We start from the raw sequence: 26,782 nt of genomic DNA, 5'->3' as shown, positions 1-26,782 counted from the left end.
CGGCCGGCGGCTGAAGGTCCGCCCGAGCCGGGCAGTGTCTGCGCACGCACGCGAGGTCCCCGCAGCTCCCGCGCCGCCGTCCGGCGGTCCGCCGAGAGGACCCTCGATGAGGATCACCCGCGCCCGTCTCGCCCCGATCGTCGCGGCAGCCGCCACCCTGGCCGCCGCCGTCGCCGTCACGCCCCTGCTCACCGCCCCGGCCGCCGCCGCCACCGGCTGCCGGGTCGACTATCAACCGAACCAGTGGCCCGGCGGGTTCACCGCCACCGTCCGGGTGGCCCCGGGCGACACCGCGCTGAGCGCCTGGACGGTCACCTGGACCTTCCCCGGTGACCAGCGGATCACCGGTGGCTGGAACGCGGTGGTCAGCCAGTCCGGTGCCACCGTCACCGCCCGGAACGCGGCTTGGAACGGCCAGGTGCCGGCCGGTGGGTCGACCGAGTTCGGCATCCAGGGCACGGTCGGCGCGACCGCCCCCGCCCCGACCGGCTTCGCGCTCAACGGGGTGCCGTGCAACGGCGCCGCGCCCAGCCCGACCAGCGACCCGCCGACCACGTCGTCCACCCCGGTGCCGCCGAGCAGCCCGCCGCCGACCTCGGCCAGCCCGACCGTTACCCCGACCAGCCCGCCGCCGACCAGTGCGCCGCCGACGGCACCGCCGGCCGGCTGCGCGGGTGCGGTGCTCTGCGACGGCTTCGAGGGGCAGGCCGGCCCGGCGCCCGCCGGTGACTGGAGCGTGGTCCACCCGGACTGCGCCGGCACCGGGGCCGCCGTGGTGGACACCGCCACCACGCACTCCGGCGCCCGCGCGATCCGGGTCGACGGGGGAGGCGGCTACTGCAACCACGTCTTCGTCCGCGCCGACCGCGACCTGTCCACGGTGGGCCCGGTCCGGTACGGCCGGTTCTGGGTCCGGCACCGCAGCGCCCTCCCCGCCGACCATGTGACCCTGCTGGCCATGGCCGACGCCGCCGACGGCGGCCGGGACCTGCGGATGGGCGGCCAGAACGCGGCCGTGCAGTGGAACCGGGCCTCCGACGACGCCACGCTGCCCGAGCAGAGCCCCGCCGGGGTGGCGCTGAGCGTGCCGCTGCCCACCGGCCGGTGGGCCTGCGTGGAGTTCCTGGTCGACGGCGACCGGGGCGAGCTGCGGACCTGGCTGGACGGGGTCGCGGTGGCCGGGTTGACCGCCGACGGCGTGCCCACCCACGACATCGACGGCCAGTGGTACAACCGCACCTGGCGACCCCGGCTCACCGACCTCAAGCTCGGCTGGGAGAGCTACGGCGGGGCGACCGACACCCTCTGGTTCGACGACGTCGCGCTGGGCGCCACTCGGATCGGCTGCTGACCCGAACGGGCCGGGCGGTCCGCGGGACCGCCCGGCCCGCAGCGTGATCATCGAGCGTTCACCGGGCATTGTGGATCAGTTTCCGTCCCCGGGGCTGTACGTCGGCGACGATCACCAGCAGACTGGAGCGCGATCCGGAAAGTGATCCGGGTCGATATCTGTCGCTTCCGGAGAGGGAGGATCCCCTTGACCACGCCCGCGACCCAGCCCCGCACCCGAGGCTTCCGTCCGCGCCGCATCCTCGGCGCGCTCGCCCTGCTGACCGCCATGGTCGCCACCGCGCTCGTCGGTCCGTCGGTGGTCTCCCCGCGGCTCGCCGAACCGGCCCAGGCCGCCGTCTACAGCTCCTGCACGATGACCCGCTGCACGGACGCCCGCGCCGCCCGCTCCGGCTGGTCCGCGAAGGGCTTCCCGACCAGCCGGGGCTGGTACTCCTGGAGCGGCGGGCTCTACAACTTCGCCGGCGGCCGGTTCTACAACTACGAGGGCCAGCTCCCCACCAACGCCACCTACTACGAGTACGACGTCTATCCGCGCGCCTACGGCGCCTCCCGCGACGCGTACCGGATCGTGGTGAACCGCAGCACCGGCGCGACCTGGTTCTCGCCGGACCACTACGGGAACTTCTACCTGCTCTGACCCGTGCCGGGTCGGGCCGCCCGGCGGCCCGACCCGCCCGAACCCGCGAGGACCCGATGGCCGACGCGTACCCGCCCCTGCCGAGCTGGCTGCGGCTGGAGCCGCCCGCCCCGGAGCCGACGGAGACCGCGCGCGTCGTGCTCGGCGGCTCCACCGCCCGCACCCGCACCGCGCTCTATGACGCGCTGGACCGCGCGCTGGACCTGCCCGGGCACTTCGGCCGCAACTGGGACGCCCTCGCCGACGTCCTCGCCGACCGGCTCGACGCCGGGCCGCTCACGCTGGTCGTCGCCGACGCCGGAGAGCTGCTGGCCGATGAGCCGCCCGCCCAGTTCGGCACCCTGCTCGACGTGTTCGGCGGCGTCGCGGCCGGCGCGCACCGGTCGCTGCGGGTGGTCCTGCACGACACCCCGGCCCGGCTGCCCGCCCTGCGCGCCCGCCTCGCCGCCACCCTGCACGGGAGCACCGCGGGCGGCGGGGACGTCAGTTCGGCTGGTCCAGGATCGCGCTGAACCGCTCCTCGGCCAGGTCGAGCTGAGCGAAGATGTGCCGCTTCACCGGGGCGGAGAGCGGCGTGTCGGGCCGGGCGATCAGGTCCCGGAAGAGCGGCACCAGCGGCCGGTACTTCGCCGCCGACCGGGCCACCTTCGGGCCCACCGTGTGGATCACGCCCACCCCGTTGTCGGTGAAGTCGGACATCTTGATCACCCGGGCCCAGGGCTCGGCGTCCAGGCTCGCCGCGACGTGCTCCCGGTACTGCGTGTGCCGGTCGCGCGCCGGGTCGTACGCCGGGTTGGTGACCGCACCGACCAGGCGCGCGACGCGCGGTCCGAAGCGCGCGGCCAGCGCGGCGAGCGCGGCCCGGGTCGGGTCCCCGACGGTGTCCGGGCCGGCCAGCTCGACCGGGTGGTCCTCCACCGCGTCGTGCAGCAGCCCCGCGACGATCACGTCCACGTCGCGCACCTGGTAGTGGTGCATCATCCGGATCGCCACCCGCAGCAGGTGGTTCAGGTACGGCTCGCGCACCCGCCGGTCGTCGCGGTGCAGCTCGGCGGCGAGGTCCAGGGCCTCGGTCAGCCGGTCCCGCGCCGCCTCGTCGAACGCCCGGATCTCCAACCGGAACCGCTCCAGCAGCCCCGGCTCACCGTGGATCTCGGTGATCGCGTGCATCGGCATGCTGGCCAGGTACGGCGGGAAGTCCATCCGTCACTTATAGCTGATCTTCGACTCCCCGGGAGCGGTCGGGGTCGGATGACCGACAGCGGCCGGCCCCTGCCCACCCCGGCCCGCTCAGCCCCCGCCGAGCCGCTTGACCAGGCGGACCGTGGTGCCCTCCGGCGTACCGACGATGGTCGCCTCGTCCATCACCCGCGCCATGATCATCCGACCCCGGCCCCGGTCGGCCCCGCCGTCCCCCGTGGCGCCCTCCCGCCAGCCGCCCCCGTCGCGGACCACGATCTCCAGGCGTCCGTCGTGCAGCTCGGCGCGCAGGGTGGTCACCGCGTCGGGCGCGAACCGGTAACCGTGCTCGATCGCGTTGGCGCACGCCTCGCCGGTGGCGATCAGCACCGCCTCCGCGTCCCACTCGTCCAACCCCAGCGCGTCCAGCCAGCCACGCAGCCGCTCCCGCATCGGGGCGAGCCGGGCCGGGTCGGCCGGCACCGAGACGGTCAGCACCGTCGGCACCCGGTGCCGATAGACCAGCACCGCGACGTCGTCACTGCCCGACGGCGGCAGCAGGTCGCGGACCAGCCCGTCGACCAGCTCACCCTCGGGCAGCGACCGGCCGGCGGTGAGCGCCGCCACCGCCCGGGCGATGCCCGCGTCGATCAGTTCCCGCCGCCGCTCCACCAGCCCGTCGGTGTAGAGCAGCAGCGTCGAGCCGACCCGCAGCCGCGCCTCGGCCTCCGGGCGGCGCTGCACCGGCACGCTGGCCAGCGGCACCGCACCGGCCCGGTCCAGCATCTCCACCGCGCCGTCCGGATGCATCAGGACGCCCGGCGGATGCCCCGCCGAGGAATAGCGCAGCTCGCCCCGGGCCGCGTCGATGATCGCGCAGAACACCGTGGTGCAGCTGCCGCCGGGGATCATCCGGGCGAAGCCGTCCAGCGCGACCAGCACCTCGGCCGGGCTCTTGGCCTGCAACAACAACGCCCGGCAGGCGCTGCGCAACTGGCCCATCACCGTCGCCGCCGGCAGCCCCCGGCCCACACAGTCGCCCACGACCACGCCGACCAGGTCGCCGGGGAGCGGCACCACGTCGTACCAGTCGCCGCCCACCTCCAGCGGGCGTACGGCCGGCTCGTAGCGGACCGCGAAGCCCACCGGCAGCTGCGTCGGGCCGAGCATCGCGCGCTGCATGGCCAGCGCCACCGCCCGCTGCGTCTCGTACGCCCGGGCCCGGACCAGCGCCTGCGCCAGGGCGGCGCAGAGCTGCCGGACCAGCGGCGGGTCCACCACCGTCGCCGGCCGGGCCTCGTCCAGCTCCAGCCAGATGCCACCGGTGCCGACCCCCGCCTCGATCCGTGCCCCCACGGCGGTCACCCGGCCCGCCTCGTCCCGCACCAGACAGGGGTCGTCGGTCAACTCGTCGAGGGTCCGCCGGATCTCGGGGGTCAGCGTGCCGCCGGCCTCGACCGTCACCGGCGCGCCGGCCGGGTCCGGGCAGACCGCGACGCCCCGCGCCCCGCCCAGCAGCCCGCCCAGCTCGGCGAGGGCCACGTCGAGCACCTCGGTGATGTCGCTGGCACCCGCGAGCCGGGTGGCCAGCGAGGTCATCGCGGCCTGCCGGGCCGCCGCGCGCATCTCCTCGGTGACGTCCCGCAGGGTGGCCACGTGCAGCCGCTGGTCGGTCCGGGGCTCGCGCAGCGCGTTGTAGACCGCCTCCACCCAGAGCCGGTGACCGTCGGCGTGCCGCATCGGGATGGTGACCCGACCGCTGTCGGTCTGCCGGATCTGGGTCAGCGCCGCCTGGAGGCGCTCCCACGCCACCGGCTCGGTCTCCGGGTCCGGCCACCACGGGTGCGGCGCCTCGGCCGGCAGCTCCAGCCGGTCGATGCCGACCAGCCGGCAGAACGCCTGGTTCGCCTCCAGCAGCGTGGTGCCGGCGTCGTAGACGGCGAAGGCGTCCTGGAGCGAGTCGATCAGCGCGGTGCGCCAGGTGGCCTCCCGGTTGCGCAGCCGGGCCAGCTCCAGGTGCGCGCCGATCCGGGCGAGCAGTTCGAGGGAGGAGAACGGCTTGGGCAGGTAGTCGTCCGCGCCGGCGTGCAGGCCCTCCACCGCGGCCTCCGCACCGGCGCGGGCGGAGAGCACGATGACCGGCATCCCGGCCGTACGGGGGTCGGCGCGCAGGGCCCGCAGCAGCCCGAAGCCGTCGAGCCGGGGCATCATCACGTCGGTGAGCACCAGGTCGGGCGGCTGCACGGCGATCCGCTCCAGCGCCTCCTGCCCGTCCACGGCGAGGACCACCCGGTAGTGCGGCGCCAACAGCCCACTCAGGAAGGTGCGCAGGTCGGCGTTGTCCTCGACGACGAGCACCGTCGCCGCGCCGGCCGACAGCGGGGCAGCGCCGGGCTCCGTCACCTCCCCGCCGGGCCGATCCGTCGAGAGCCACCGCGCCGCCTCGTCCGGGTACGACCAGCCGGCCAGCTGCGGCACCGCCCGCCGGGACCCGGCACCGTCGCTGGGCCGCCCGTACGGCAGCCGGACGGTGAACGTGGTGCCCTCACCCTCCACCGACCGGACGCCGACCTCGCCGTCGTGCAGCTTGACCAGCTCCTGCACGAGCGCCAGGCCGATGCCCGTGCCCTCGTTCGACCGGCCGCCGCCGCCCCGCACCCGGTGGAAGCGGCGGAACAGCAGCGGCAACTGGTCGGCCGGTACGCCCACCCCGGTGTCGCTGACCGTGAGCGTGACGTGCTCGTCGTCGCCGCGCAACGCGAGCCGGACTGTGCCGGTGAGCGTGTACTTCAGGGCGTTGGAGAGCAGGTTGACCACGACCTTCTCCCACATGTCGCGGTCCACGTACGCGGTGCGGGCCAGCGGCCGGGTGTCGACGTCGAAGGCCAGCCCACCCTGCTGCATGGCGTACGCGAAGGACTCGGCGACGCCCCGGGTCAGGGCGGCCAGGTCGGTGGGCAGCCGTTCCGCCTCCAGCCGGCCGCCCTCGATCCGCGCGAAGTCGAGCATGTCGTTGACCAGTTTGCGCAGCCGGCCGGCGTTGCGGTGGACCAGCTCCAGCCGCTCCCGCTGGGCCGGCGGCAACGGCTCCCGCTCGTCGGCGAGGCTCTCCTGGACGGGGCCGGCGATCAGCGTCAGCGGGGTACGCAGCTCGTGGCTGACGTCGGTGAAGAACTCCGTCTTGGCCGCGTCCAGCTCGGTGAGCGCGGCGGCCCGCCGACGCTGCGCCTCGTAGGCGAGCACGTCGGTCAGCGCGGTGGAGACCTGGCTGGCGATCAGGTGCAGGAAGTCGCGGTACGGGTCGTCGAGCTGCCGGAACGGGCTGATCCCCAGGACCAGCACCCCGACCGGCCGGGCCCGCCCGGTGGCCAGCAGCGGCAGCACGATCGCCTCGTTCACCGGCGCCCCGGCGACGGTGTCGTCCGGGCGGGCCAGGTGGGCGTGGTAGCGGCTCAGACCGGTGATCCGGGCGGGCCGCCCGGTGCGCAGCATCTCCGCCACCTCGGGCGGCGGGGTCGACGCCCCCGCGTCGCCGTCCACTCCGAAGGAGGCCACCAGGCTGACCTGGTCCGCCCCCGCCACGCCCTCGGCCGCCGGGTCGGTCAGCAGTTCGCCGTCGCGCAGATAGATCATGCCCAGCGGCAGGTCGGCACGGCCGGCGGAGAGCACCCGGGCGGCGGCCCGGGCCGCGTCCCCGGCGCTGTCCGCCTCGGCGACGGAGAGCGCGCCGAGTTCACGCAGCAGGGCCAGCCGCCGGTCGCCGACCACCCGGCCGGTCACGTCGCTGGTGGCGACGAAGATCCCGATGACCCGGCCGTCCTGGTCCTCCACCGGGCTGTAGGAGAAGGTCCAGTAGGTCTCCTCCGAGTAGCCGTAGCGCTCCAGGAAGAGCAGCAGGTTCTGGCCGTAGGTGGCTCCCGCGCCGGAGAGCACCTGCTCGGTGAGCGGGCCCAGGGTGTCCCACGCCTCCGCCCAGCACTCGGCGCCGCGCTGCCCGACCGCGGTGGGGAACTTCTCGCCGATGATCCCGGTGTACGCGTGGTTGAAGATCTGCACCAGCTCAGGACCCCACCACAGCAGCATCGGGATCCGGGAGGGCAGCACCGTACGGACCGCCGAGCGCAGCTCGGCCGACCAGGTCTCGACCGGCCCGAGCGGCGTCGCGGACCAGTCCTTCGCGCGCAGCGCGGTGCTGGTCAGGTCGTCGCCCGGGAACAACTCGTCGGCCGCCCGGAGGTGCGCCGTTGGATCCCCGATGGCGGTTTCCTCCCCCACGTCCGGCTCCTTCCCCCCGCTGTCAGGGCTGAGCAGCCGCGATGCCGACCTCGTCCCGTGCCATTGTCCCCGACCGGGGCGGGGTGCGGTCAGCGGGAGCGCGATCGGTGCCGGGGGGTGACAATCAGCGGGTGGACCGGGTGCTGAACCTGCTGGTGGCGCTGCCGCCCGCCCTGGTCCTGGCGCTGGTCTTCCTGCTGCCGGCGCTGGAGGCGTCGACCTTCCTCGGCCTGCTCGTGCCCGGCGAGATCGCCGTACTGGTGGGTGGGGTCGTGGCGCACGAGGGCCGGCTGCCGCTCTGGGCGGTGATGGTCGCCGCGCTGGCCGGTGCGGCCCTCGGCGACCAGGTCGGCTACCGGGTGGGGCGGCGGCACGGCCGGCGGCTGCTGGCCCGTACGCCGCGCCGCTTCGTCCGCTCCGGCGAGCTGGAGCGCGCCCTCGACCTGGTCCGTCGGCGCGGCGCGATGGCGGTGGTGCTCGGCCGGTGGGCGGCGGCGTTGCGGGCGCTGGTGCCGGGGCTGGCCGGACTGAGCGGCATCCCGCAGCGCACCTTCACCCTGGCGAACGTGACGGGGGGCGCCCTCTGGGCGGTCACCGTGGCGCTGCTCGGCTATCTCGCCGGCGCGTCCTACCGGTTGCTGGAGCGGCGGCTCGGCTGGGGCGGGGAGGCGCTGCTGGCGCTGGTGGTGCTCCTGGTCCTGGTGCGGATCGGGCGGGCCCGGCGCGCCGCCCGCCGCGAGCGGCGCACCGCGGACACCGGGCCGCGCTGAGGCACGCCGGCCAGGAAGCCCAGCCCGGCGCCGGCGCGTCGGGCGGCGGGGGCGGGGCCGACGCTCTCGCGGCGGACCGGCTCCGCACCGACGGTTTCCGCCCGGTCCCGGTCGGCGGCCGGGTCGCGACGTCGACGACGGGGCGGGACGCATGGTCAGGGCTGGGAGGTGGTGGCGGTGGCCCGGACGGCCTTGACGATGGCGGGGATGGAGCCGATCAGGAGGATCAGTCCCCAGACGATCGCGACGACGGCGAAGAGCACCGCGCCGAGGTCGTCGGTGATGCTGACCAGGATGGTGGGGACCAGGCGGTGCAGGAACTCCAGCACCACCGTGCAGAGCAGCGTGGTGAGCATCAGCAGCACCAGGCCCTTGTTCTGCAGGAAGCGGGGCTGCGCGAGGATCAGCAGGCCGGCCCAGACCAGCTTGAGCAGCAGGATCAGGCCGAGCAGCACGGCCGCGTCGCCGACCGGGAAGAACCCCCACACCGCGAGGTAGGCGAGCGTGCCGAACGGGGCGGCCAGGAAGAGCGACACCATCACGGTCAGCTCCACGAAGGCCACCACCAGCAGCACCACCGACCCGAGCAGCAGCAGGACCGAGAAGATCAGCGTGGCGACGCCCTGGATCCGGCCCTGGACCCGGTCCGGCAGCACCAGGCTCAGGCAGAACAGCCCGGTCGTCCAGAGGGCGACCACGTCGATCAGCGCCAGCGCGCCGGTGCCCCGCCCGGCGGGCTCGGTGACGCCGCCGACGTCACCGACGTCCACGCCGAGCTGGCCGGCGCTGTCCCGCAGCGCACCGCCCGCGTCGCCGCCGCCGGTGAGCAGCGCGGCGCCCAGCTCCAGCGCCACCACCAGCGCCACCGCGAGCAGCGCCAGCAGCAGGAACGGTTTGCGCAGCTCACCCATGACGGGCCTCCTCGGCGTGGGTCAGGACCGGGCGACGGTGACCGCGCACCCCACACCTCCCGGGCAGCCCAGGGTGACCGTGGTGGCCCGGTCGACGGCGACCTTCGCGACGGCGTCCCCGCCGTCGGCGGGGGTCACCTCGTCGGAGACGGTGACGTCCGCGCCGCCGGGTGCGGGGGCGGAGACCGTGAACGGTTCCGCGCTGCGCAGGATCAGGCTGCGCAGCCCGTCCGGCGCGGGCACCCCGAGCCGGCAGGAACCGGTGAAGGTGAGCACCCGCGCCCCGTCGGCGGTGGCCGGTCCGGCCGCGCAGTCGGCGGTGACGGTCACCGGGTCGACGGTGGCGGTCGACCGGCCCAGCCGGGACAGCCAGCCGGGCCGGGCGGCGGGGTCGCCCCGGTCGTGCCGGCCCCCGCCCACCGCCACCAGGTAGAGCACCACCAGCAGCACCGCCAGGGCCGCCAGCAGCACCTTCTGCCGGCCGCTCACGGCTGGACGAGCTGGGTGAAGCGGATCTGGTCGATCCCGGCGAAGTAGCGGTCGAAGCCCTGGGTCTTGCTCACCGCCACCAGGGTCAGCTGGTGCGGGCCCTTGCTGAGCTGCACCGTGCCGACGTCGACGAAGTCGGTCCGCACCACGGTCGGGCTGAAGCCGAAGAACGTGTCGCCGACCTGCCGGCCGTCCACGGTGAAGATGGTGTTGGCGTAGTCGAACGAGGTGGTGCGGACCGTCGACAGCCGCCAGGTGCCGTCGACCGGCAGGTCCACGGTGACGGTGACCTGGTCGCCGACGGCCAGCCCGAGGAAGAACAGCTGCGCGTCACCGGACCAGACCACCCCGCAGCAGTTCTTCTGCTCCACCACCTTCGCGCCCGCCCCCGACGGCGAGCGGACCACCGCGCCGTCCACCAGGCTCTCCGCCTCCAGCGTCACCACCTTCGGCGCGGCCGGCGTCGGCGCGTCGCCCTCGCCGCGGCCGACCAGCCACACCACCACCCCGGCGACGACCAGCACCAGCGCCGCGGCGGCCGCGAGCCACGGCCAGGGCACCCGCTTCGGGGGTACGACCGCCCGCACGTCGTACGTCACCCGGCCGCTGGAGCGGGAACTCTCCTCCGGCGCGGTGTTCGCCGAGTAGGCGAAGCCGGTCATGTCGTAGCGGCGCGGCGGCGTACCCGGCGGCACGGCCAGCCGGACCAGGAAGGAGACCGAGCCCTGCCCGGGCACCACCCGCTGCGGTTCGGCGACCGTGAACCAGGAACGCTGGGTGCCCTCGCCCGGGGCCACGTCGAACACCACGGTGTCCGGCGCCTCGCCGGGGTTGGAGACGGTGAAGGTCAGCTCGCCGGTGTTCCGCTCGGTCAGCGTGAACGCCCCGGCGGCGGCGACGACGGCCCATTCGGTGGTCATGACGGCTCCTCTGGTGCTGATGCGGGGTACGCGACGCGGGCCCGCCCGACCGCGCGGTCCGGGGTGTCCTCGGCCTCGGCCTCGGCCGGGCCCGGGTCGGTGGGTGGCGGGGGAGCGGCGTCGTCGGGCAGGGTGATCTCGACGGTGACGGCGGCCGGTTTCTCCCCCTCGACGACGCGGGTGATCACGGCGAGCTGGTCGGCGGCGGCCGGTGGCACCCGGACCACCACGTGGAAGGGGCGCTCCGCCGGTTCGTCGAGGACGAACCCGGTCACCCCGGTGGCCAGCTCCAACGCGGTGCGCATCCCGTACGGGGTGCCCCGCCAGCGGGCCAGCAGCGCGCCGTGCGCCACCAGGTCCCGCAGCCGGCCCGGCGGCAACGGCACCGGCGCGCCACCCCCGGGGGCGGCCACCACGTGGTCCAGCGCCACCCACCGGGTCAGGTACGCCACGAACCCGTCCGGCGCCCGGTACGGCGCGAAGAGCGCGTCGACGTCGGCGAGCACCGCCTCGTCCGGGGCGTGCAGTGTCTCCATCACGTCCAGCAGTGCGCCGAGCACGCTGCCCGGCCCCGCCGCCCGCTGGTACGCCGCGGGCAGCAGCCGCTCAATCGCCGTCCGGCGCATCCTGCCGCACCACCTCGATGTCGTGCTCGCCGGAGCAGAGCAGCCAGGTACCGGGGACGGTCACCACGTCGGCGGTGGCCTGGTTGGCGCTGGCCGTCCAGTCGACGGCGTCGCCACTGCGGTACACCCCGCGTTCGCCGCCGGCCAGCACCAGCCGGCCACCGCCGGCGCCGGAGGTGGCGGCGAGCGCGTCCACCGGGACGAACCGGGTCCGGTCCCGCAGCGGCAGCCCGCAGTTGACCATCACCGGCTGCCACTGCGGCTGGGCGGCCAGGGTGTCGAGCCGGACCACTCCGCCGCTCTGCGTGGCGGCGACCGCGAGCGATCCGCTGAACGCCAGGTCGCGGCAGGTGCCACCGATCCAGCCGGTCTGCACGCCCTGCCACTGCACGTCCGACTCGAAGAGCCGGGTGCGGTGGCAGCCCTGGCCGGGTTTCTTCGGGTCCGGTTCCCCGGCGCCGCTCCACAGCAGGGTGGCCGGGCCGTCGTACTGCACGGCGAGGACGCGGTTGTCCACGTTGGCCAGCCCGACGTGGGCGAAGCTGCCGGGGCGACCGGCGGCGGTGGAGAGATAGACCCCGAAGCCGGCCTGCGCGGCCACCGCCACCCCCGGCGCGCCGCGCTCGGAGACGAACGCCCGGACGGCGTAGAAGCCGCGGTCGGCGTCGCCCGCGTCGACGAGGATCTGCAACGGCACCGAGCCGGGCAGCAGGGACACCTCGTAGAGGCCGGTGTCGGTGGCCAGCAGCAGGGCCCCGGTGCCGTCCCGGTCGATCCAGGCCAGGTCCTGGATGCGGGAGTCCAGGTCGGTCAGGAGCGTGAAGGTCTCGCCCAGGTCGGTGCTCAGGTGCACCCGGGAACCCCCGGCGTCGCGGGCGGTGACCACGGCCACCGAGCCGGCGCGGGGCACGATCCCCGGGCGCACCGGCGCGGGGGCGGGGGCGACCCGGACCACGGTCTCGCCGTCGAACCGGCCGGCCGGCTCCCAGCCCGCCCCGGCGTTGGTGGAGCGGAACAGCACCGGGCCACGCCCGGCGTACCAGGTGCCGGGCTGGTACTGGTCGACGGCGAGGGTGCGCACCTGCGCGTCCGGCGCCTCGTCGACGACGAACCGGACCGACTCGACGTACCGCACGCCCGGCTCGGCGTGCTCCAGCATCCGGTACACATTGGACGCCCGCAGCGGCTCGCCGAACGCCCAACCGGTGGGGTTGAGCGGGGTGGGCAGCGGGCTGAGCGTCTGGTGCAGCCGGTCGTGGATGCGCCGACGGACCGCGTCGACGTCCTCCTCGCGGCGGACCACCACCCGGGCCCGGATCGACACCGCCTTGTAGCGGGCCCAGCCGACCCGGACGGCGGTGCCGAGGGCGCGGCGGCCCTCCAGGTCCGCCTCCACCCGGCGGCGGGCCTCCGGCACCTCGTGCTCGCGCAGCACGTCCACCGGCAGCCGGCCACCCGGACGGGCCTGCTCCGGCACGTACGGCACCAGCACCACCTCGACCTCGCCGGGGCGGGCGAAGCTGTAGACGGCGGCCCGGGTGAAGGCCCGCGCCCGGGCCACCGCGCCGGAGCCGGCGGCCAGGATCTCGTAGTCCCGGGCGGTCACCGCGCGCTGCTGGGCGAAGAACTCGTACGGCCCCCGGGTCAGCGCCGACTCCAGCGGCTCCAGGTCCCGGCCGCCGCCGGCCGGCTCGGGATTGTCCACCCGCAGCCCGGGCAGCGGGTCGCGCAGGCTGGTCAGCGTCCCGGCGGCCACGTTGCCGGCCGGTCCGCCGCCGCTGCGGTACCAGAGCCGCACCTGCCGACCCGCCGGCGGCACCGCCGCCACCGTCACCGGCGCGGTGGGCGCTCCGGCGTCGTCCCCGGCGGGGCGCAGGTCGAGGGCGGGGGCGAAGGTGACCACCCCGGACGCGCGGTCGACCAGATAGACCCGGTCGGCCGGGCCGAGGCCGGCGAAGCTGTCCACCGGCCGCCAGATCTCGTACGTCCGCCCGTCGTGCTCCCGGGCGGCGGCGCCCAGCTCCACCGAGCCGGCCGGCACCTCCACCCCGAGCAGCAGGTCCAGCGCCTCGGCGGTCCGGGTCAGCGGGGCCTTCGCCGCCCGCAGCACCTGACCGGGCTGGCCGGTGCCGACCCCGAGCAGCTCCGCCTCGACCGGCTCGCAGTGGTGCAGGCGTACCGTCACCTCGGTCTCCCCGGCGGGCAGCACCGCCGGCTCGGTGGTGACGAAGACGACTGGCCGGGGGTCGGCGCCGCGGGCCGCGGCGACCCGGGTGCCGGCCGGGATCCGGACCGCGGCGCGGTCCGGCCCGGTCCGGGTGAACCGGACGTCCGCCCAGGCCGCCGAGGGTGGGTGCCGGGTCACCCCGAGCAGGTTCAGGAACGCGACGTACGCCTTCTCCGGCAACTGGTTCAGCCGGTAGATCATCACCTCGGTGAGGTACGCGAACGCCTCCAGCAGCGCCATCCCCGGGTCGTGCGCGGAGAGGTCCGTCCAGTCGGGGCAGGACTGGCGGATCCGCTCCCGCGCCTCGGTGACCAGGTCGAGGAAGGCGCGGTCGTCCAGGTGCGGCACCGGCAGCGTCATGTCGGGTCCCCCTCGGGTTCGTCGTCGCCGTGCAGGTCGACGGAGAAGACCAGCTGCCCGGGCGACAGGCTGGCCCGGACCCGGTAGTCGAGCCGGATCACCAGCCGCCACGGGTCGTCCGGGTCGGCCCCGGCGTCCACGTCGATCACCTCGACCCGCGGCTCCCACCGCCGGATCGCCTGCCGGACGTAGTGGATGGCCAGCCCGGCGGTGGTGTCGTCGTTGGGCGCGAAGACCAGCCGGTGCAGCCGGGAGCCGTACCCGGGCCGCATCAGCCGCTCGCCGGGCGTGGTGGACAGCAGCAGGAACAACGCCTGGCGTACGGTCTCGTCGCCGTCGGTCATCGCGAGCCCGCCGGCCGCGGTCAACGCCAGCCCGCCGGTGCGCCCGGCGTCGAAGCCGGCGCCGACGAAGCGGAACGCCCTCATCCGTCCGCCCCCAGGAAGTCCTGCCGCGCGGCGCGGACCTTGTGGTGGACCAGCCCCGGCGGGGTGCCGTCGGTCAGCCCGTCCAGGTTGTCCAGCACCACCCGGTGCCCGTCCACCCGCAGCCAGGTGCTGTAGCCGACGGTCACCCGCAGCGTCTTCACGCACGGCTTGATGGTCGGCCCGTAGTTCGGGCAGGCGGTGATGTCCCGCCCCTCCGGGTCGGCGTCGACCAGCACGGGCACGCCCCGCACGGTCACCCACTGCTGCGAGGCGCGGTTGGTGACCCGGCCGTCGTGGTCGCAGGCGATCAGGGAGTCCCGGTGGATCCAGCGCATCAGCCACCTCCGTGGGCGCGGGCGAGGGTACGGGCCTGGGCGGCGGCGGTCTCGGCGTCCTCGCCGGACTCGGCGCGCAGGAAGTCGACCGTCCGGGCGCGCACCACCAGCGCCCGGCCGGGCGCGGAGAGCACCAGGTCACCGGCGGCGTGCACGGTGGTCAGCTCCGGGCGCAGCTCCACGAAGCTGCCCGCGTCGGTGGCCAGCCGCAGCGTGCGCCCGTCGTCGTCGATGACGATCGACTGGCCGGTGCCGGTCCGCATCGACCAGCGTCCGGCGCGCCCGTCGACGATCCCCGCGTCGTACGGCTCGACCGCGCCGAAGAGCGAACCGAGCACGATCCCGGCGGTCGGCTCGCCGCCGGGCAGCAGCACCAGCACGGTGTCCTCCGGGTCGGGCAGCGCGACGATGCCCTTGCCCCGCCCCGCGCCCGGGCAGACCACCGCCAGCCAGCCGGCGTCCAGCCCCCCGTACGCGGGCAGGGTCAGCCGGACCCGGCCGAGCCGGTCGGGGTCGTCGACGTCGGTGACCGTGCCGAGGGTGACCGTCGCCGGGGCCGGCGCCGGGCCGGGTGGCGGGTCGGGCGGGACGGTGGAGAACGCGGTCAGGTGGCCGTCGGCGTCGACGGTGTGCACCACCTCGGTGAGCACGTACACCCCCGCGACGGGCTCCGGCACACCGGTGAGGGCGATCCGCCGGCCGGGGCGCAGCGCCGGGTCGCCCTCGGCCACCCCCTCGGCGGTGACCAGGGTGGCGACCCGGGCGTCCAGCGCGGCCTGGGCCAGCGCCGCCAGCTCGTCGTCGCTGCGGCCCGGCTGGTCCACCGCGGTCCGGCCACCGGCCGCCCCCACGTCACCCGGCTCGGGCCGCAGCGCGGTACGCCGACCGGAGCGCGCCTCGGTGGCCTGCTGCCGCAGCGGTTCGGCGCGCTGCGGGTGCCAGCCGAGGGCGGTGCTCTCCCCACCGGCCCGGTCCAGGTTCTCCGCGACCCGCAGGCCGTGCACGGTGCGGCCGAGGGCCAGCGGGACCGGTTCGCCGTACCCGTCGAGGGTGAGCAGCCGCAGCCGGTCGCCGTCGACCACCGGGTGCAGCCCGGCCCGGCCGGTCACCTCGGTCAGCAGCTCCAGGTCGGTGTGCCGGTGCTGGAGCAGCCGCTCCAGGCGGGGCCCGTCGGTCTCCGCGTCGACCGTCAGGCCCAGGTCGGCGCAGAGTTCCCGGGCCAGGTCGGCGGCGGTCACCGACTCGAACACCCGCAGCTCCTGGCGCTTGCGCAGCCGGTGCAGCGGGTCGTACGCCCGCAGCCGCAGCAGCGCCGGCCCGTCCGCCGCGTACGCCAGCTCGACGCAGGTCACCTCGCCGGTGAAGAGCGGATCGGGGTGGCCGTCGAGGCGCACGTCGAGGCTGGCGCCGGGGCGTACCGCCGGGTCGAGGGCGGCCGTGCCCGGGGCGGTGGCCAGGGTCAGCTCGCACTGGGTGGGTCGGCCCAGCCGGGCGGCCACCCGGATGCCGCGCAGCCGGCGGGTCACCGCGTCCGCCAGCGGGACGCCGTCGACCGCGACGGTCGGGGTGCGGGGCACGGTCACGAGGGCTGACCTCCCGTCGGGGCCGGTGCGACGGCCGGAGGCACGGCCAGGGCGGTGCCGGCGGGCACGCTCAGCGGGTCGCTGATCCGGTTGTGCTCGGCCAGCAGCCGCCAGCGCAGCGGCGAACCGAGCGCGTCGTGCGCCAGCAGGTCGAACCGGACGCCGGACCAGCCGGGTTCCGCGGCGCCGTCGGCGGTCGCCACCACCGCCGAGCCGGGCGGCACGGTCGGCGTGCTCGCCGTGGCCAGCTCGTCCGCGAAGCCCTCCTGGGCCGCCTCGGCGTTCTCGGCGACCCGGACCAGCTTGAGCCGCAGCCAGGACCGGCGCGGGCTGCCGGTGAGGGTGAACGCGTCGAAGCGTTCCGCCACCGCGACGATCACGCCGGGCACGTTCCACGTCTTGCCCCAGACCAGCCGGACCAGCGGCGGGCGGAGCCAGCCGTGCTCGGTGGCGGAGTTCTCCGCCAGCAGCCACAGCGGCGCGGTCAACGTGCGGACGTCGTCGGGGCGTACCTGGGCCTCCACGAAGTCGACGTCGAAGAGCAGGTCCAGCACCAGTTCGGTCCGCCCGCCGCCGGTGAAGACGAGCGGGTCGTCGGCGAGGCCGGCGCCGGTGAGCCGGCCGTCGGCGGCGTGCCGGGGGCGTACCCCGGCCAACCGGGTGACCCGGACGGTCTCCGGGTTGAGCAGGCAGTCGACCCGGGTGCCGGACTCGTCCACCAGGAAGGCGACCCGTTCCATCAGCCACCGTCCTGTTCCCGGGCCAGCCGGCGCAGGTGGGCCGCGTCGCGGGCGGGTGCCGGCGGCGTCCACACCTCCCGGTCGTCGGGCAGCGCCGGCCACGGGTCACCGGCCCAGCGCGCCGCCGACCCGTCCGTCGCGCCACCGCCGTCGGGCAGCGCCGGCCAGAGTTCCGCGTACGCCCCGACCGGCTCGACGTGCCGACGGTGCCGGTCCGGGATGCCGGTCACCCGCCGGTCGTGGTCGACGCCGTGCGGGTCGTTCCCACGGTCGGAGCCGGGCACCCGCTCAGGGCGGACCGGTGCCGTGTGACCAGGCTGTTCGTGCCGCCACCGACCCGGTCCTGCCGAGCGCGACTCGGTTGTCGCGGGCTGCTCCGACCAGGCACTCGTGGGGAACCCGTCGGGCATTCTCCGCACCGGCTCGGCCGCCGGCCGCATCGCCTCCGCAGCCGGTCGAGGTGCCCCGGCCGGCGGCCGGTCCCACCCGCGTCGCTGCCCGTCCGGCCCGCGTCGTCGCTGGTCCACCCGCTGTCGTCGCTGGTCCGCGCTGCTTCCGTGCTCAGCGGAGCCGCGCTGCTGCTGGTCCGCGCTGCTTCCGTGCTCAGCGGAGCCGAGCTGCTGCTGGTCCGCGCCGCGCCGGTGGGGGTCGGACCCGGCCAGCTGCGGGTCCGTGCCGCGCTGAAACCGGTCCGGCCCGCCCGGCGGCTGGTACTGGCGGCCCTGCCGCCACCGCGACCCGCCTGTTCGCTGGTCCGGGCCGGGCTGCGGCGGGGTCGACGCCCGGCGCAGCCGTGGGACACCGCGTCCGCGCGCGTCGAGCGGGCCCGGCCCGTCCTCCGCTGCCCCGTCGAGTCCGGGGCCCCGCACCCCCTGGTCGCCCGCCGCGTCACCCGGCGACCCGGGCGCCCGGCGCGACCTCGCCGCCTCGCCCCCGCCCGACCGGCCCGTACCGCCCGCCTCCGCCGAACCCCCACGCCCCGCACCCCCCGGCCCGCCACCCCCCGGCCCGCCACCCACCCCGACCCGCCCAACCCACCAACCCCAACCCCCCACGCCTCCCCGCCAACCACCACTCCACCGACCCTCGCGGTCCGCCGCGTTGATCATGAGGTTTGCGTCAGGATCAGCCCTCGATCCGACCAGAACTTCATGATCAACCGGCGCGGTGGGCGCGGTGGGCGCGATGGGCGCGGTGGGCGTGGTGGGTGGGGTCGGGGTGGGTGGTGGGGGGAAGGGGGAGGGGTCGGTGAGGAGGGTGGGGGCGTGGGCGGCCACCAGGCGGAGCCAGTGGTCGGGGGGTTGGCCGGGGAGGCGGGGTGCGGGGGGATCGGCGGGAGTGGGGTCCGTGGTGAGGGCGGGGGTGGGGTGGGGGGTGGTGGGTGGGTCGGGGAGCGCGGTGGTCGGGGTGAGGGCGTGGGCCAGGCGGTCGGCGGCGTCGGCGGTGGCCCGCAGCCGCCGGGCCAGCCAGTCACGCGGGCGTCGGGGCGGTCGCACCGCCGGCCTCCAGGTCCAGTCCCTCGTACGCCAGGGTCAGCGCCTCGATGGCGATCTCCTGGGCCAGGGTGTTCAGGTGGGCGCCCCGCCACCGGGTGGGCCATGCGTTGATCATGTTCCAGCGCAGCACCTCGCTGGTGCCGGCCGGGTCGAGCAGCACCACGGAGACGTTGCGCCGGCTCACCGTGCCCCGGGCCGCCGCGTTCACCCAGTCCCACAGCTCGCGGGAGGAGGTGAGGCCGAAGTGGAGGGTGACCGGGGCGTACTCGACCTGGCCCGGCACCGAGCGCACCCGGTCGTTGCCGGCCTCCCGGTACGCCAGCGGCGCGATGTTCACCTCCAGCCCGCTGACCTCGGTGAAGTGCCCGTTGGTGATGCCGTTGATGAGCAGCTTGAAGTTGTACGCCCGGTACGGGTCGACGGGGGCGCCGGGTTGCGGGGTGGCCGTGGTCGCCATGTCAGCCTCCGATCGTCTCGGTCTCGGTGCCGCCGGCCCACTGGCTCAGCTTGAACACCACGAACTCCGCGGGCTTCACCACCGCGATGCCGATGTGGGCGACCACCATGCCGGCGTCGCGCACGTCGGCCGGGTTGGTCTCCTCGTCGCACTTGACGAAGAACGCCTCCTCCGGCGTGCGCCCGAGCAGTGCGCCGTCGCGCCACACCCGGGTGAGGAACGCGCCGATGTCGCGGCGGATCGACCGCCACAGGGAGAAGTCGTTCGGCTCGAACACCATCCACCGGGTGCCGCCGGCGATGGCCTGCTCGATGGCGATGGAGAGCCGGCGGACGTTGAGGTAGCGCCACTCGCTGGCCTCGGCGGCGAGCGTACGGGCGCCCCAGAGCCGGATGCCCTCCCCGGCGAAGTAGCGGATCACGTTGACGCCCTTGGGGTTGAGCACGTCGTGTTCGGGGCGGGTGACCAGGTAGCCGAGGTCGACCGCGCCGCGTACCGGCTCGTTGGCGGGGGCCTTGTGCACGCCGCGCAGCGCGTCGGTGCGGGCCCAGATGCCGGCGATGTGCCCGCTGGGCGGGGTGAGCACCAACTCGCCGCTGAGCGGGTCCCGGACCCGGATCCACGGGAAGTAGCAGGTGCCGAAGTCCGACTGCCGGGGCCGGTACGCGGGCTGTCCGTCGCCGTCGTCGGCGGGGGGTCTGGGCGTACCCTCTGCGGGTTTGCCGTCGGCGGCGGCCTTCGGTCTCGGCGGCGTGGCGACCCGGGTGAGGCCGGAGATGTCCTCGATGTCCGGCGCGGGGTCGCAGATCGCCACCATGGTGCGCAGCCGCTCGGCCATGCTGAGCAGCGCCTCGTGCGCGACCGGGTCGTGGAAGCCGGGCGCGGCCAGGATGGAGATCTCGTCGACCGCCTCCAGCAGTTGCAGCCCGCCCCGGCGTCCGCCGGTGCCGGTGAGCTGGCCGCCCTCGCCGACGTTGACCACCCAGCAGCGGGTGCCGCCGTTGTCGAGGAAGCCGAAGACCGCCCGCGCGAGGGGGGTGCTCTCCGGGTGCTCCCCGCTGGCATAGAGCCGGAGGAACTCCGACCAGCTGTTCACCGCGACGGCCCGGTCGACGAGCGCGCCGCGGTCCGGGGCGACGCCGACGAAGGCGGCCGTGCTGGTGCCGACCGGTCCGATCGGGCGGGCGCCGCTGGGCACCTCCTCGACATAGATGCCGGGGGAGAAGTAGGTGGGCATCGGTCCTCCTGTGCGGGTGCGGTCGGTGACCGGCTCAGTCGGCCGGCGGCGCGCAGACGATCACGGGGTCGGGATCGGCCGGGTCGAGTTCGGCGAGGTGCGTACGGCCCCGGCCGACCAGCCGCAGGTGCAGCGGCCGGCCCGGCGCGTCGGGGTCGTGCGGCACCCCGACCAGCCGGAAGCGGCCGGCGCTGTCGGTGTGCGTGGCGGTGCCGGTGCCGACCAGCTCGACCCGCATCGCGGCGAGGGGCTGCTGCTGCGGGCCGACCACCCAGCCGTCCAGGGTGCGCAGCTCCAGCTGGCGCAGCCGCAGCGGCCGCAGCACCGGCGGGGCGGGCGGGACCGGCCGGGCGATCTGGGCGGGCACGTCGACCAGCAGCGCCGGCCGGGGCGGCACGCCGAAGGCCCGCCACAGCGCCGGGTCACCGGCGTCGAGGACCAGCTCCGGTTCGCCGGCCGTCGCGGCGGCGGCCAGGACCCGGTCCAGCCGGGGCAGCGCGGCCGGCCCGGTGCCGCAGACCAGCAGCCGGAGCACGAACCGGTACGGCTCGCGCGCCCCGCCGCTGCCCCGGGTCTGCCGGGCCGGCCGCAGCTCCAACGGCCAGACGGTGAGCCCGCCGTCCGGGTCGTCCCGGGGCGGGCCGACCGGGACGGGTTCGCCCGCCGCCCCGGTCAGCCACGCCGCCAGGTCGGCGGTGGCCGCCTCGATCGCTCCGGTCATCGCGGCGGCGTCCCCTGGATCCGGTACGCGATGGCCTCGTTCCAGACGTGCGGGTAGACGCCGATCTCGAAGTAGCGGGTGAAGCGGTTGATCGGCGCGTTGGTGTGGTCGTGCCAGAGCAGCCAGACCGGGGCGATGGTGAACAGCGCGTAGTTCAGCGCCACCAGGGGCAGGTAGAGCGGCCCGAGCAGCCGGGCCTGGAAGACGTGCACGTCCTCGTGCCGCTGGATGCCGGGGCTGGAGCCGGCGCAGACCGTGCCGATGGTGGTGGCGTACCGGGGTGAGACACCCTCGACCACGTTGACCCGCCCGCTGCCCGCCGAGGCGGCCCGGTCGAGCTGGTGGCCGACGATCAGGTGACCGATCAGGTAGATGGCTCCGGCCACGGTGTTGAGCAGGCTCCAGGTGTGGTCGACGACGAAGAGGAAGATCCCCTTCGCGTCGGCGGCGTACGTGCCGGCGGAGGCGACCGCCCAGCCGAAGGCCGCGCCGACGAGCACGCCGACGACGGCGCCGATCAGCAGTCCGAGGGTGCCGCCGGCGGCCTGGCCGAGCAGCGCGCCGAGGACCAGGTGGACGACGGCGCTGATGATTCCGAGGACCATGGGGTCACCTCTCAGACCCAGGAGCGGATGTAGCGGGGCTCGCGACCCTGCGCGAGCTGGGTCGGCGACGCACTTGTCGCCTGCCGGTTGCCCGGCGGCAGCTGGTTGACGCCGAGCGCGGCGGAGAAGATGACCAGCCCGTTGAAGAAGGCGATGATCCACTTCTGGGTGCCGGCGTCGGCGGCGAATGCCGCGGTGAGGTAGGACAGCGCGAGGGCGATGCCCAGCGCGATCCACTTGCGGGCCTTGTCGCCGCTCGGGCCGAGCAGTCCGCCGATGACGTTGGCGGCCAGCAGGGTGGCGGCGCTCGCGCCGGTCAGGCTGCCGAGGGCGGCCCAGGTGAAGAGATCGTTCACGGCGATCTCCCTTCGGATGGTGCCGGGTGGTGCGAGGGAGGGTGGGTGGTGCGGCGGCCCGGGGCCGCCCGGGGTGAGGTGCCGGTCAGACCGGCCCCGGCTGGTTCGCCGGGGGCGTGACGCCGGGCGTGGGCGCGGCCGGGGCGGCGGGTCCCGGGCCGCGCGGGCGACGGAGCAGGAGTACGACGACCACGGCGACCAGCAGCGCGATGACCACGCCGGCGCCCACCAGCAGCCAGGGGAACGAACCGCCGTCGTCGCCGGTGGGGGCGGCGGCCCCCGGGCCGGAGGTGGACGGCTGCGGCGGCGCCTCGGCCACCGCCCGCAGCTCCGCGGGCTTCGGCTGGTTGGCGACCACCTTCCAGCTCACCGAGCGGCCGGTGACCGTGCCGTTGGTGTCGAGGACCCGGCCGGGAAAGGTCACCGAGATCTCGAACGACATCAACGTCATGAACGCCTGCTGGTTGCGCGGATCCTGTTCGGCCACCTTCCCGCCGTATTTCTTCGGGTCGAGCGGGAGGGTGAAGCGGTAGAGATCACCGTCGCGGACCAGGTTCACGCTCTCGCTGGTGAATTCGCGCAACGGTTTCTGCCGGTAGGCGATCAGAATGCCGTAGTAACGGGAGTCCTCGTAGCGGGTCTCGGTGCCGGCGGGCAGCGTGGGAATGTTCTGCCGCAGTTCGGTGAACGCCGCCGAGACGTCGCCGTTGCGCGACCTGAGCAGGGACTTCTCGGCGGTGAGCAGGAGTTGCCCGCTGACCGTGTCGTCGGCGGCGACGGTGAGGCCGAGGTTGAGTTGCATGCACCCGGCGAGTGCCGCCACCAGGGCGAGACACGCCGTGAGACGGAGGGCCCGACCACGCCAGGGTCTCGTATTCATGGGCACAGTGTGTGTGATCGCCATCACGTTCAGCAGTCAGCGATCAGTCACATGCCTGTCGCCGATCTTACCGGCGCCTGCTCCCATTCGGCGGAGGCCGGAAAACGCGGGAAATCGATATTCTGAAAGATTGTCCAGTCCGGATTTTCCGGCGGAGATCATCCCTCGTCTGGGGGAGGTGCGACCGGTCCCGTGCCGGGCACCCTGGAACGGTCCACGCCGCCGCGCCGCCGCGGGCGAAGAGGAGGACCCCGTGACCCCCGCCCAACTCCAGCAGCCCAAGATCGAACTGCACGTCCATCTGGAGGGGACGGTCCGCCCCGGGCTGCTCGCCGCGATCGCCCGCGACCACGGGCTGACCCCGCCCGCCGGGCGGCCCCCGGACTCCTTCACCGACCTCCACGACTTCATCGACCGGTGGAACACCGTCAGCGGCTACCTGCGCACCCCGGCCGACTACCGGCGGGCGCTGCTCGCGTACGCCGCCGAGGCGGCCGGGCACGGCGCGGTCTATCTGGAGCCGATCCTCGACGCGGAGGAGCGGTTCGGCGGCCCGGACGGCTGGGCGGACGTCCTCGCCGCCTGCTGCGACGCCGCCGCCGAGGCCCGCGAGCGGTACGCCGTCGAGATCGGACTGACCCCGCAGGTGTTCCGGGGACAGGACGTCGACGTGGCCGAGGAGGCCGCCCGGGTGGCGGTCCGGTTCGCCGGTCGGGGCGTGGTCGGCTTCGGCCTCTCCGGTGCCGAGGGGCGCCACCCGACCGAGCCGTACGCCCGGGCGGTCGGCATCGCCCGCGGCGGTGGCCTGCCCTTCGTGCCGCACGCCGGAGAGGCGGCCGGCCCCGACGCGGTCCGCGAGGTCCTCGCCATGGGCGCGGCCCGGATCCGGCACGGCGTCCGCGCGGTCGACGACCCGGACCTGGTCACCGAGCTGGTCGGCCGGGGCGTGGTGCTGGACGTGACGCCGACGTCGAACCTGCGGCTCGGGGTGGCCCGGCCGGACCGGCCGCACCCGGTGACCCGGCTCGCCGAGGCCGGCGTGCGCTGCTCGGTCTCCACCGACGACCCGGCGATCTTCGACGTCACCCTCGCCGACGAGTACGCCCTCGCGGGCCGGCTCGGCGTCGACCCCGCCGCCGCCTGGGCGGCCGGACTGGCCGGGGCGCTCTGCGACGACGCCACCCGGACCCGGCTGGCCGCGCTCGGCGACCGGGCGTACGGCCGGGCGCCGGCCGTCTCCGCCTGACCGCCCCGGTCAGCCCGCCGGCGGTTCGGCCGTGATCCGGAAGACCGGGAGGTCGGCGGCGATCCGGGCGAAGTCCGCCAGCGGCGCCCGCCGGTCCACCTCCCGCCCGCCGTGCCGCAGCGTCGACCCCCGACCGTCGGTGGTACGGGCTAGGTTCGCCGGATGCACCCCATCGCCTGCGTCCTGCTGGTCGACCCCGCCGGACGGCTGCTGCTCCAGCTCCGCGACCCGCACGCGCCGTACCACCCGGACGTCTGGGGGCTGCCCGGTGGGCACTGGGAGCCGGGCGAGACGATCGAGGAGACCGCGCTGCGTGAGCTGTGGGAGGAGACCGGGCTGCGCCCCGACAACGCGCTGCGGCACTTCGCCACCCGGGAGATCCCCGAGATCGACCGGGTGATGCACCACTTCTGGGGCGTCACCCGGGCCCGCCAGGAGGACGTGGTGCTCGGTGAGGGAGCGGCGATCGTCTTCGTCCCCGCCGACGAGCTGTTCGACGGACGCCCCTACACCCCGGGCACCGCCGAGATCCTGGCCCGCTTCCTGGCCTCCCCGGAGTACGCCCGTCTGACGGCTGCCGCCTGAGCCGGTCAGCGACCCGGCCGACGGGCCCGGGACGGGTCGCCCAGCGGGACGATCCGCCGGTCGCCCGCACCGGTCGGCGCCACCCTCCACCGCTCCCCGGTCCGCTGGTTGGACCGCGCGCGGCCCAGGTGGACCATGACGCTCGGCCTCCCCGGCTCCGGCGGCGACTCCTGGTACGTGGTGGCCGGCAACGCCGGCATCCCGCAGACCCTCAGACCGGGCGTCGTGCCGTTCGGCGGCGGCGAGCTGAACTGGGAGACCGGCGGCGCCTGCTGACGCGCCCGGCGCCGGAGAACGCGTCGTGCGGGTGAGCGCCACCACCCTCGGGTGCGCCGCGCCGGGCGGCGGCGCACGATGGGGCGGTCCGGGGCGTGGAGGAGGCGGCGATGGCGCGGTGGAGCTGGTTCCGGGACGCCGCGGGGCGGCTGTGGCGGGGCTGGCTGCCGGTGGTCGAGGCGACCCTGGCGGCGACCGTCTCCTGGGTGCTGGCCACCCGGCTGGTCGGGCACCCGCAGCCGTTCTTCGCCCCGGCCGCCGCGCTGATCGTCCTCGGCCAGGCCCGCGGCCAGCGGATGCGCCGGGCCGTCGAGGTGGTGCTCGGCGTCGCCGCCGGGGTGCTCGTCGCCGACCTGGTCGTCCAGGCCCTCGGACCGCGCACCACCAGCACCGTCTTCACCGTCATCCTGCTCACCACCGCCCTGGCGGTGGCGATCGGCGCCAGCACCGTGTCGGTGGTGCAGGCCGCCGTCTCCGCGCTCTATCTGGTGGTGGTCTCGCCGCCCACCGAGTCGCTGGTGCCGTTCCGGTTCGTCGACGCGCTGATCGGCGGCGGGGTGGCGCTCGCCGCCAGCCAGCTGATCGACGCGCGCCGGCCGCTCGCCCCGCTGGTCGCCGAGTTCCGGCACACCTTCGAGGAACTGGCCGGGCTGCTCGACGAGATCGCCACCGCCCTGGACCGGGGCGACGACGAGGCGGCGCTCGCCGCGCTGGACCGGGCCCGGCACGCCGACACCACCGTGGAGCGGCTGCGCGACGCGGTGCTCGCGGCCGGCGAGGCGCTACGGCTCAACGTCCGCCGCCGCCGGCACATCGGCCGACTCCGGTCGGTGGCGGGCTCCATCCGGCAGATCGACTACGCGGTACGCAACGTCCGCGTCCTCGCCCGGGCCGCGGTCACCCTCACCCGGGGCGACGCGCCGGTCCCCGCCGACCTGGGCGCGGCGATCCGCACCCTGGCCGACGCGGTCCGCTCCGCCGGGGACGCGCTCGCCGCCGACCTGACCGGCCAGGAGCAGGTCGCCGACCGGCACGCCGAGCGGACCGACGTCGCCGCGCTGGCGGCCGTGCGCGCGGCGGGACGGCTCTTCACCCCCGGCCAGACCCTGCCCCTCGCGATGATCATCGGGCAGGTCCGGGCCACCGCCATCGACCTGCTGCGCGGGGTCGGCGTGGACGACGACGCCACGGTGCTCGGCCGGGTCGACGCGGCGGTCAGCGGCCCCTGACCGGGCCGGTCAGCCACTCCACCGCCCGCTGCCGGACCGGTGTCGGCACCTCGTGGCCGCCGGTGAACTCGGCGTACTCCACCGGGTGGCCGAGGGAGCGCAGCCGGGGCACCAGCCGTCGGCTGCACGGGTCCACCGGCAGCACCCGGTCGTCGGTGCCGTGCGACACGAAGATCCGCGGCCGGCCGTGGGTGACCAGCGGCGCGGCGAAGCCGGGGGAGAAGGCCAGCACCGCGTCCACCAGGTCGCCGTTGGTCAGGCCCAGGGAGAGGGCGTACGACGCGCCGTCGGAGAAACCGCCCAGCGCCACGCCCTCGACCGGGTACGCCGCGAAGAGCGTGTCGAGGAGCCCGTCGATCCGCCGCACGTCCCGGCCGAACCCCTCGACGATCAGGTCCCAGCTGCTCGCGGTGGCCTGCGGGGCGAGCAGCAGCAGTCGGTGCGCGTCGGCGAGCGGCAGCAGCAGGTCCAGCCCCTGTCGGGCCGACCCGCCGGCCCCGTGCAGCAGCACCACCAGCCGGTACGGCCCGTCCCCGCCCGCCGGGGCGTACACCAGGGCCGGTGGCTCCCGGTCCGGGCCGGGCACCGGCACCAGGCCGGTCGGGCCCGGGGCGGTCGGGGTGGCCGGCCGGGCCGCGAGCCGGCCGTGCCGGGCGTTCTCCTCGGGCCGTCGGTGCGGCGGCGCGGGCTCGGTCACCGGGTGTCGCCCCCTCTGCGTCGGCGGACGTCCGGGCGCTTACCCGGGGGTGCGTCGGTCAACCCCGCTGTGGCGGAGACCTCGCCGGTAAGGGGTGGAACCGGCTTGTGGCGGTACCGGCGCGGGTGTGTGATCGTCGCAGGACACCCGCAGGACGAGAGGAC

28 protein-coding genes are annotated in these 26,782 nt (G+C 75.6%); 8 read left to right on the top strand and 20 right to left on the bottom strand.

Annotated elements, in window-relative coordinates:
• Positions 1-106 precede the first annotated feature (106 nt).
• The 3 genes from ABUL08_RS11455 to ABUL08_RS11445 all read left to right on the top strand — a co-directional run bounded on the left by ABUL08_RS11455 (position 107) and on the right by ABUL08_RS11445 (position 2,502).
• A complete protein-coding gene (locus ABUL08_RS11455) occupies positions 107-1,351 on the top strand; it encodes a cellulose-binding domain-containing protein (RefSeq protein ID WP_350937270.1) in 1,245 nt (414 codons plus the stop codon).
• Between the two features lie 267 nt (positions 1,352-1,618).
• Positions 1,619-1,990 (top strand): ribonuclease domain-containing protein, encoded by a 372-nt coding sequence (locus ABUL08_RS11450; RefSeq protein WP_350938584.1) that lies wholly within the window; start codon positions 1,619-1,621, stop codon positions 1,988-1,990.
• 56 nt (positions 1,991-2,046) lie between these two features.
• Positions 2,047-2,502 (top strand): barstar family protein, encoded by a 456-nt coding sequence (locus ABUL08_RS11445; protein WP_350937268.1) that lies wholly within the window; start codon positions 2,047-2,049, stop codon positions 2,500-2,502.
• Here ABUL08_RS11445 and ABUL08_RS11440 read toward each other — a convergent pair.
• Both ABUL08_RS11440 and ABUL08_RS11435 read right to left on the bottom strand, forming a co-directional pair.
• Positions 2,474-3,193: an HD domain-containing protein gene (locus ABUL08_RS11440; RefSeq protein WP_350937266.1), complete on the bottom strand. Its 720-nt coding sequence runs from the start codon at positions 3,191-3,193 to the stop codon at positions 2,474-2,476. The genes ABUL08_RS11445 and ABUL08_RS11440 overlap by 29 nt on opposite strands.
• Positions 3,194-3,280: 87 nt before the next feature.
• Positions 3,281-7,444 (bottom strand): SpoIIE family protein phosphatase, encoded by a 4,164-nt coding sequence (locus ABUL08_RS11435; RefSeq protein WP_350937263.1) that lies wholly within the window; start codon positions 7,442-7,444, stop codon positions 3,281-3,283.
• Positions 7,445-7,575: 131 nt separating this feature from the next.
• Between ABUL08_RS11435 and ABUL08_RS11430 the strand changes: the two genes are divergently transcribed.
• Positions 7,576-8,214, top strand: a complete 639-nt coding sequence (locus ABUL08_RS11430; protein WP_350937261.1) for a DedA family protein — start codon at positions 7,576-7,578, stop codon at positions 8,212-8,214.
• 155 nt (positions 8,215-8,369) lie between these two features.
• Here ABUL08_RS11430 and ABUL08_RS11425 read toward each other — a convergent pair whose 3' ends face one another.
• The 16 genes from ABUL08_RS11425 to ABUL08_RS11350 form a co-directional block, all read right to left on the bottom strand.
• Complete coding sequence (locus ABUL08_RS11425) at positions 8,370-9,125, bottom strand: hypothetical protein (protein ID WP_350937259.1); 756 nt, start codon at positions 9,123-9,125, stop codon at positions 8,370-8,372.
• Between the two features lie 21 nt (positions 9,126-9,146).
• Complete coding sequence (locus ABUL08_RS11420; RefSeq protein WP_350937257.1) at positions 9,147-9,614, bottom strand: hypothetical protein; 468 nt, start codon at positions 9,612-9,614, stop codon at positions 9,147-9,149.
• On the bottom strand, positions 9,611-10,534 hold the full coding sequence (locus ABUL08_RS11415) for a carbohydrate-binding protein (RefSeq protein WP_350937255.1): 924 nt from the start codon (positions 10,532-10,534) through the stop codon (positions 9,611-9,613). The genes ABUL08_RS11420 and ABUL08_RS11415 overlap by 4 nt, the downstream gene beginning before the upstream one ends.
• Positions 10,531-11,160, bottom strand: a complete 630-nt coding sequence (locus ABUL08_RS11410) for a phage tail protein (RefSeq protein ID WP_350937253.1) — start codon at positions 11,158-11,160, stop codon at positions 10,531-10,533. Before ABUL08_RS11410 ends, ABUL08_RS11415 begins: the two co-directional genes overlap by 4 nt.
• Positions 11,141-13,747: a putative baseplate assembly protein gene (locus ABUL08_RS11405; protein ID WP_350937251.1), complete on the bottom strand. Its 2,607-nt coding sequence runs from the start codon at positions 13,745-13,747 to the stop codon at positions 11,141-11,143. Before ABUL08_RS11405 ends, ABUL08_RS11410 begins: the two co-directional genes overlap by 20 nt.
• Positions 13,744-14,175 (bottom strand): GPW/gp25 family protein, encoded by a 432-nt coding sequence (locus ABUL08_RS11400; RefSeq protein WP_350937249.1) that lies wholly within the window; start codon positions 14,173-14,175, stop codon positions 13,744-13,746. Before ABUL08_RS11400 ends, ABUL08_RS11405 begins: the two co-directional genes overlap by 4 nt.
• Positions 14,172-14,510, bottom strand: coding sequence for a hypothetical protein (locus tag ABUL08_RS11395; protein ID WP_350937247.1), 339 nt, complete (start codon positions 14,508-14,510; stop codon positions 14,172-14,174). Before ABUL08_RS11395 ends, ABUL08_RS11400 begins: the two co-directional genes overlap by 4 nt.
• On the bottom strand, positions 14,510-16,093 hold the full coding sequence (locus tag ABUL08_RS11390) for a contractile injection system protein, VgrG/Pvc8 family (RefSeq protein WP_350937245.1): 1,584 nt from the start codon (positions 16,091-16,093) through the stop codon (positions 14,510-14,512). The genes ABUL08_RS11395 and ABUL08_RS11390 overlap by 1 nt, the downstream gene beginning before the upstream one ends.
• Positions 16,090-16,833 carry a CIS tube protein gene (locus ABUL08_RS11385; protein ID WP_350937243.1) on the bottom strand — a complete coding sequence of 248 codons (744 nt, stop codon included), beginning with the start codon at positions 16,831-16,833 and terminating at the stop codon, positions 16,090-16,092. The genes ABUL08_RS11390 and ABUL08_RS11385 overlap by 4 nt, the downstream gene beginning before the upstream one ends.
• A complete protein-coding gene (locus ABUL08_RS11380) occupies positions 16,833-17,117 on the bottom strand; it encodes a hypothetical protein (protein ID WP_350937242.1) in 285 nt (94 codons plus the stop codon). The genes ABUL08_RS11385 and ABUL08_RS11380 overlap by 1 nt, the downstream gene beginning before the upstream one ends.
• A gap of 1,186 nt (positions 17,118-18,303) precedes the next feature.
• On the bottom strand, positions 18,304-18,786 hold the full coding sequence (locus ABUL08_RS11375; protein ID WP_350937240.1) for a phage tail protein: 483 nt from the start codon (positions 18,784-18,786) through the stop codon (positions 18,304-18,306).
• A 1-nt stretch (position 18,787) separates the two neighbouring features.
• Entirely contained in the window at positions 18,788-20,023 is a 1,236-nt protein-coding gene (locus ABUL08_RS11370; protein ID WP_350937238.1) for a phage tail sheath family protein, read from the bottom strand.
• Between the two features lie 34 nt (positions 20,024-20,057).
• Positions 20,058-20,744: a carboxypeptidase regulatory-like domain-containing protein gene (locus ABUL08_RS11365; RefSeq protein ID WP_350937236.1), complete on the bottom strand. Its 687-nt coding sequence runs from the start codon at positions 20,742-20,744 to the stop codon at positions 20,058-20,060.
• The gene (locus ABUL08_RS11360; RefSeq protein ID WP_350937234.1) at positions 20,741-21,349 is read right to left on the bottom strand and encodes a glycine zipper family protein; all 609 of its coding nucleotides are present in this window, start codon (positions 21,347-21,349) and stop codon (positions 20,741-20,743) included. The genes ABUL08_RS11365 and ABUL08_RS11360 overlap by 4 nt, the downstream gene beginning before the upstream one ends.
• 11 nt (positions 21,350-21,360) lie before the next feature.
• On the bottom strand, positions 21,361-21,705 hold the full coding sequence (locus ABUL08_RS11355; RefSeq protein WP_350937232.1) for a hypothetical protein: 345 nt from the start codon (positions 21,703-21,705) through the stop codon (positions 21,361-21,363).
• A gap of 85 nt (positions 21,706-21,790) precedes the next feature.
• Complete coding sequence (locus ABUL08_RS11350) at positions 21,791-22,585, bottom strand: LppM family (lipo)protein (protein WP_350937230.1); 795 nt, start codon at positions 22,583-22,585, stop codon at positions 21,791-21,793.
• A gap of 253 nt (positions 22,586-22,838) precedes the next feature.
• Between ABUL08_RS11350 and ABUL08_RS11345 the strand changes: the two genes are divergently transcribed.
• On the top strand, positions 22,839-23,831 hold the full coding sequence (locus ABUL08_RS11345) for an adenosine deaminase family protein (protein WP_350937228.1): 993 nt from the start codon (positions 22,839-22,841) through the stop codon (positions 23,829-23,831).
• 9 nt (positions 23,832-23,840) lie between these two features.
• Here the strand turns inward: ABUL08_RS11345 and ABUL08_RS11340 are convergent, their stop codons facing one another.
• Positions 23,841-23,999, bottom strand: coding sequence for a hypothetical protein (locus ABUL08_RS11340; protein WP_350937226.1), 159 nt, complete (start codon positions 23,997-23,999; stop codon positions 23,841-23,843).
• On the opposite strand from ABUL08_RS11340, the gene ABUL08_RS11335 reads away from it, so the two are divergent.
• The 3 genes from ABUL08_RS11335 to ABUL08_RS11325 all read left to right on the top strand — a co-directional run bounded on the left by ABUL08_RS11335 (position 23,994) and on the right by ABUL08_RS11325 (position 25,921).
• Complete coding sequence (locus ABUL08_RS11335; protein WP_350937224.1) at positions 23,994-24,416, top strand: NUDIX domain-containing protein; 423 nt, start codon at positions 23,994-23,996, stop codon at positions 24,414-24,416. The two genes, ABUL08_RS11340 and ABUL08_RS11335, sit on opposite strands and share 6 nt — an antisense overlap.
• A gap of 135 nt (positions 24,417-24,551) precedes the next feature.
• Positions 24,552-24,692, top strand: coding sequence for a hypothetical protein (locus tag ABUL08_RS11330; protein WP_350937222.1), 141 nt, complete (start codon positions 24,552-24,554; stop codon positions 24,690-24,692).
• A 110-nt stretch (positions 24,693-24,802) separates the two neighbouring features.
• Positions 24,803-25,921 (top strand): FUSC family protein, encoded by a 1,119-nt coding sequence (locus ABUL08_RS11325; protein WP_350937220.1) that lies wholly within the window; start codon positions 24,803-24,805, stop codon positions 25,919-25,921.
• On the opposite strand, the gene ABUL08_RS11320 is transcribed toward ABUL08_RS11325, so the two are convergent.
• Positions 25,908-26,618, bottom strand: a complete 711-nt coding sequence (locus ABUL08_RS11320; protein ID WP_350937219.1) for an alpha/beta hydrolase — start codon at positions 26,616-26,618, stop codon at positions 25,908-25,910. The genes ABUL08_RS11325 and ABUL08_RS11320 overlap by 14 nt on opposite strands.
• Positions 26,619-26,782 lie beyond the last annotated feature (164 nt).

Source organism: Micromonospora sp. CCTCC AA 2012012 (assembly GCF_040499845.1).
In the GTDB taxonomy this organism is placed as follows: Bacteria; Actinomycetota; Actinomycetes; order Mycobacteriales; family Micromonosporaceae; genus Micromonospora; species Micromonospora mangrovi.
This window is presented reverse-complemented; position numbering and strand designations above follow the sequence as displayed.

Bases quoted from the DNA above. Each gene is read 5' to 3' on its own strand.
- ABUL08_RS11455 (WP_350937270.1), top strand. From the start codon at position 107: ATGAGGATCACCCGCGCCCGTCTCGCCCCGATCGTCGCGGCAGCCGCC.
- ABUL08_RS11450 (WP_350938584.1), top strand. From the start codon at position 1,619: ATGGTCGCCACCGCGCTCGTCGGTCCGTCGGTGGTCTCCCCGCGGCTC.
- ABUL08_RS11445 (WP_350937268.1), top strand. From the start codon at position 2,047: ATGGCCGACGCGTACCCGCCCCTGCCGAGCTGGCTGCGGCTGGAGCCG.
- ABUL08_RS11440 (WP_350937266.1), bottom strand. From the start codon at position 3,193: ATGGACTTCCCGCCGTACCTGGCCAGCATGCCGATGCACGCGATCACC.
- ABUL08_RS11425 (WP_350937259.1), bottom strand. From the start codon at position 9,125: ATGGGTGAGCTGCGCAAACCGTTCCTGCTGCTGGCGCTGCTCGCGGTG.
- ABUL08_RS11415 (WP_350937255.1), bottom strand. From the start codon at position 10,534: ATGACCACCGAATGGGCCGTCGTCGCCGCCGCCGGGGCGTTCACGCTG.
- ABUL08_RS11410 (WP_350937253.1), bottom strand. From the start codon at position 11,160: ATGCGCCGGACGGCGATTGAGCGGCTGCTGCCCGCGGCGTACCAGCGG.
- ABUL08_RS11405 (WP_350937251.1), bottom strand. From the start codon at position 13,747: ATGACGCTGCCGGTGCCGCACCTGGACGACCGCGCCTTCCTCGACCTG.
- ABUL08_RS11400 (WP_350937249.1), bottom strand. From the start codon at position 14,175: ATGAGGGCGTTCCGCTTCGTCGGCGCCGGCTTCGACGCCGGGCGCACC.
- ABUL08_RS11395 (WP_350937247.1), bottom strand. From the start codon at position 14,510: ATGCGCTGGATCCACCGGGACTCCCTGATCGCCTGCGACCACGACGGC.
- ABUL08_RS11385 (WP_350937243.1), bottom strand. From the start codon at position 16,833: ATGGAACGGGTCGCCTTCCTGGTGGACGAGTCCGGCACCCGGGTCGAC.
- ABUL08_RS11375 (WP_350937240.1), bottom strand. From the start codon at position 18,786: ATGGCGACCACGGCCACCCCGCAACCCGGCGCCCCCGTCGACCCGTAC.
- ABUL08_RS11370 (WP_350937238.1), bottom strand. From the start codon at position 20,023: ATGCCCACCTACTTCTCCCCCGGCATCTATGTCGAGGAGGTGCCCAGC.
- ABUL08_RS11365 (WP_350937236.1), bottom strand. From the start codon at position 20,744: ATGACCGGAGCGATCGAGGCGGCCACCGCCGACCTGGCGGCGTGGCTG.
- ABUL08_RS11360 (WP_350937234.1), bottom strand. From the start codon at position 21,349: ATGGTCCTCGGAATCATCAGCGCCGTCGTCCACCTGGTCCTCGGCGCG.
- ABUL08_RS11350 (WP_350937230.1), bottom strand. From the start codon at position 22,585: ATGAATACGAGACCCTGGCGTGGTCGGGCCCTCCGTCTCACGGCGTGT.
- ABUL08_RS11335 (WP_350937224.1), top strand. From the start codon at position 23,994: ATGCACCCCATCGCCTGCGTCCTGCTGGTCGACCCCGCCGGACGGCTG.
- ABUL08_RS11330 (WP_350937222.1), top strand. From the start codon at position 24,552: ATGACGCTCGGCCTCCCCGGCTCCGGCGGCGACTCCTGGTACGTGGTG.
- ABUL08_RS11325 (WP_350937220.1), top strand. From the start codon at position 24,803: ATGGCGCGGTGGAGCTGGTTCCGGGACGCCGCGGGGCGGCTGTGGCGG.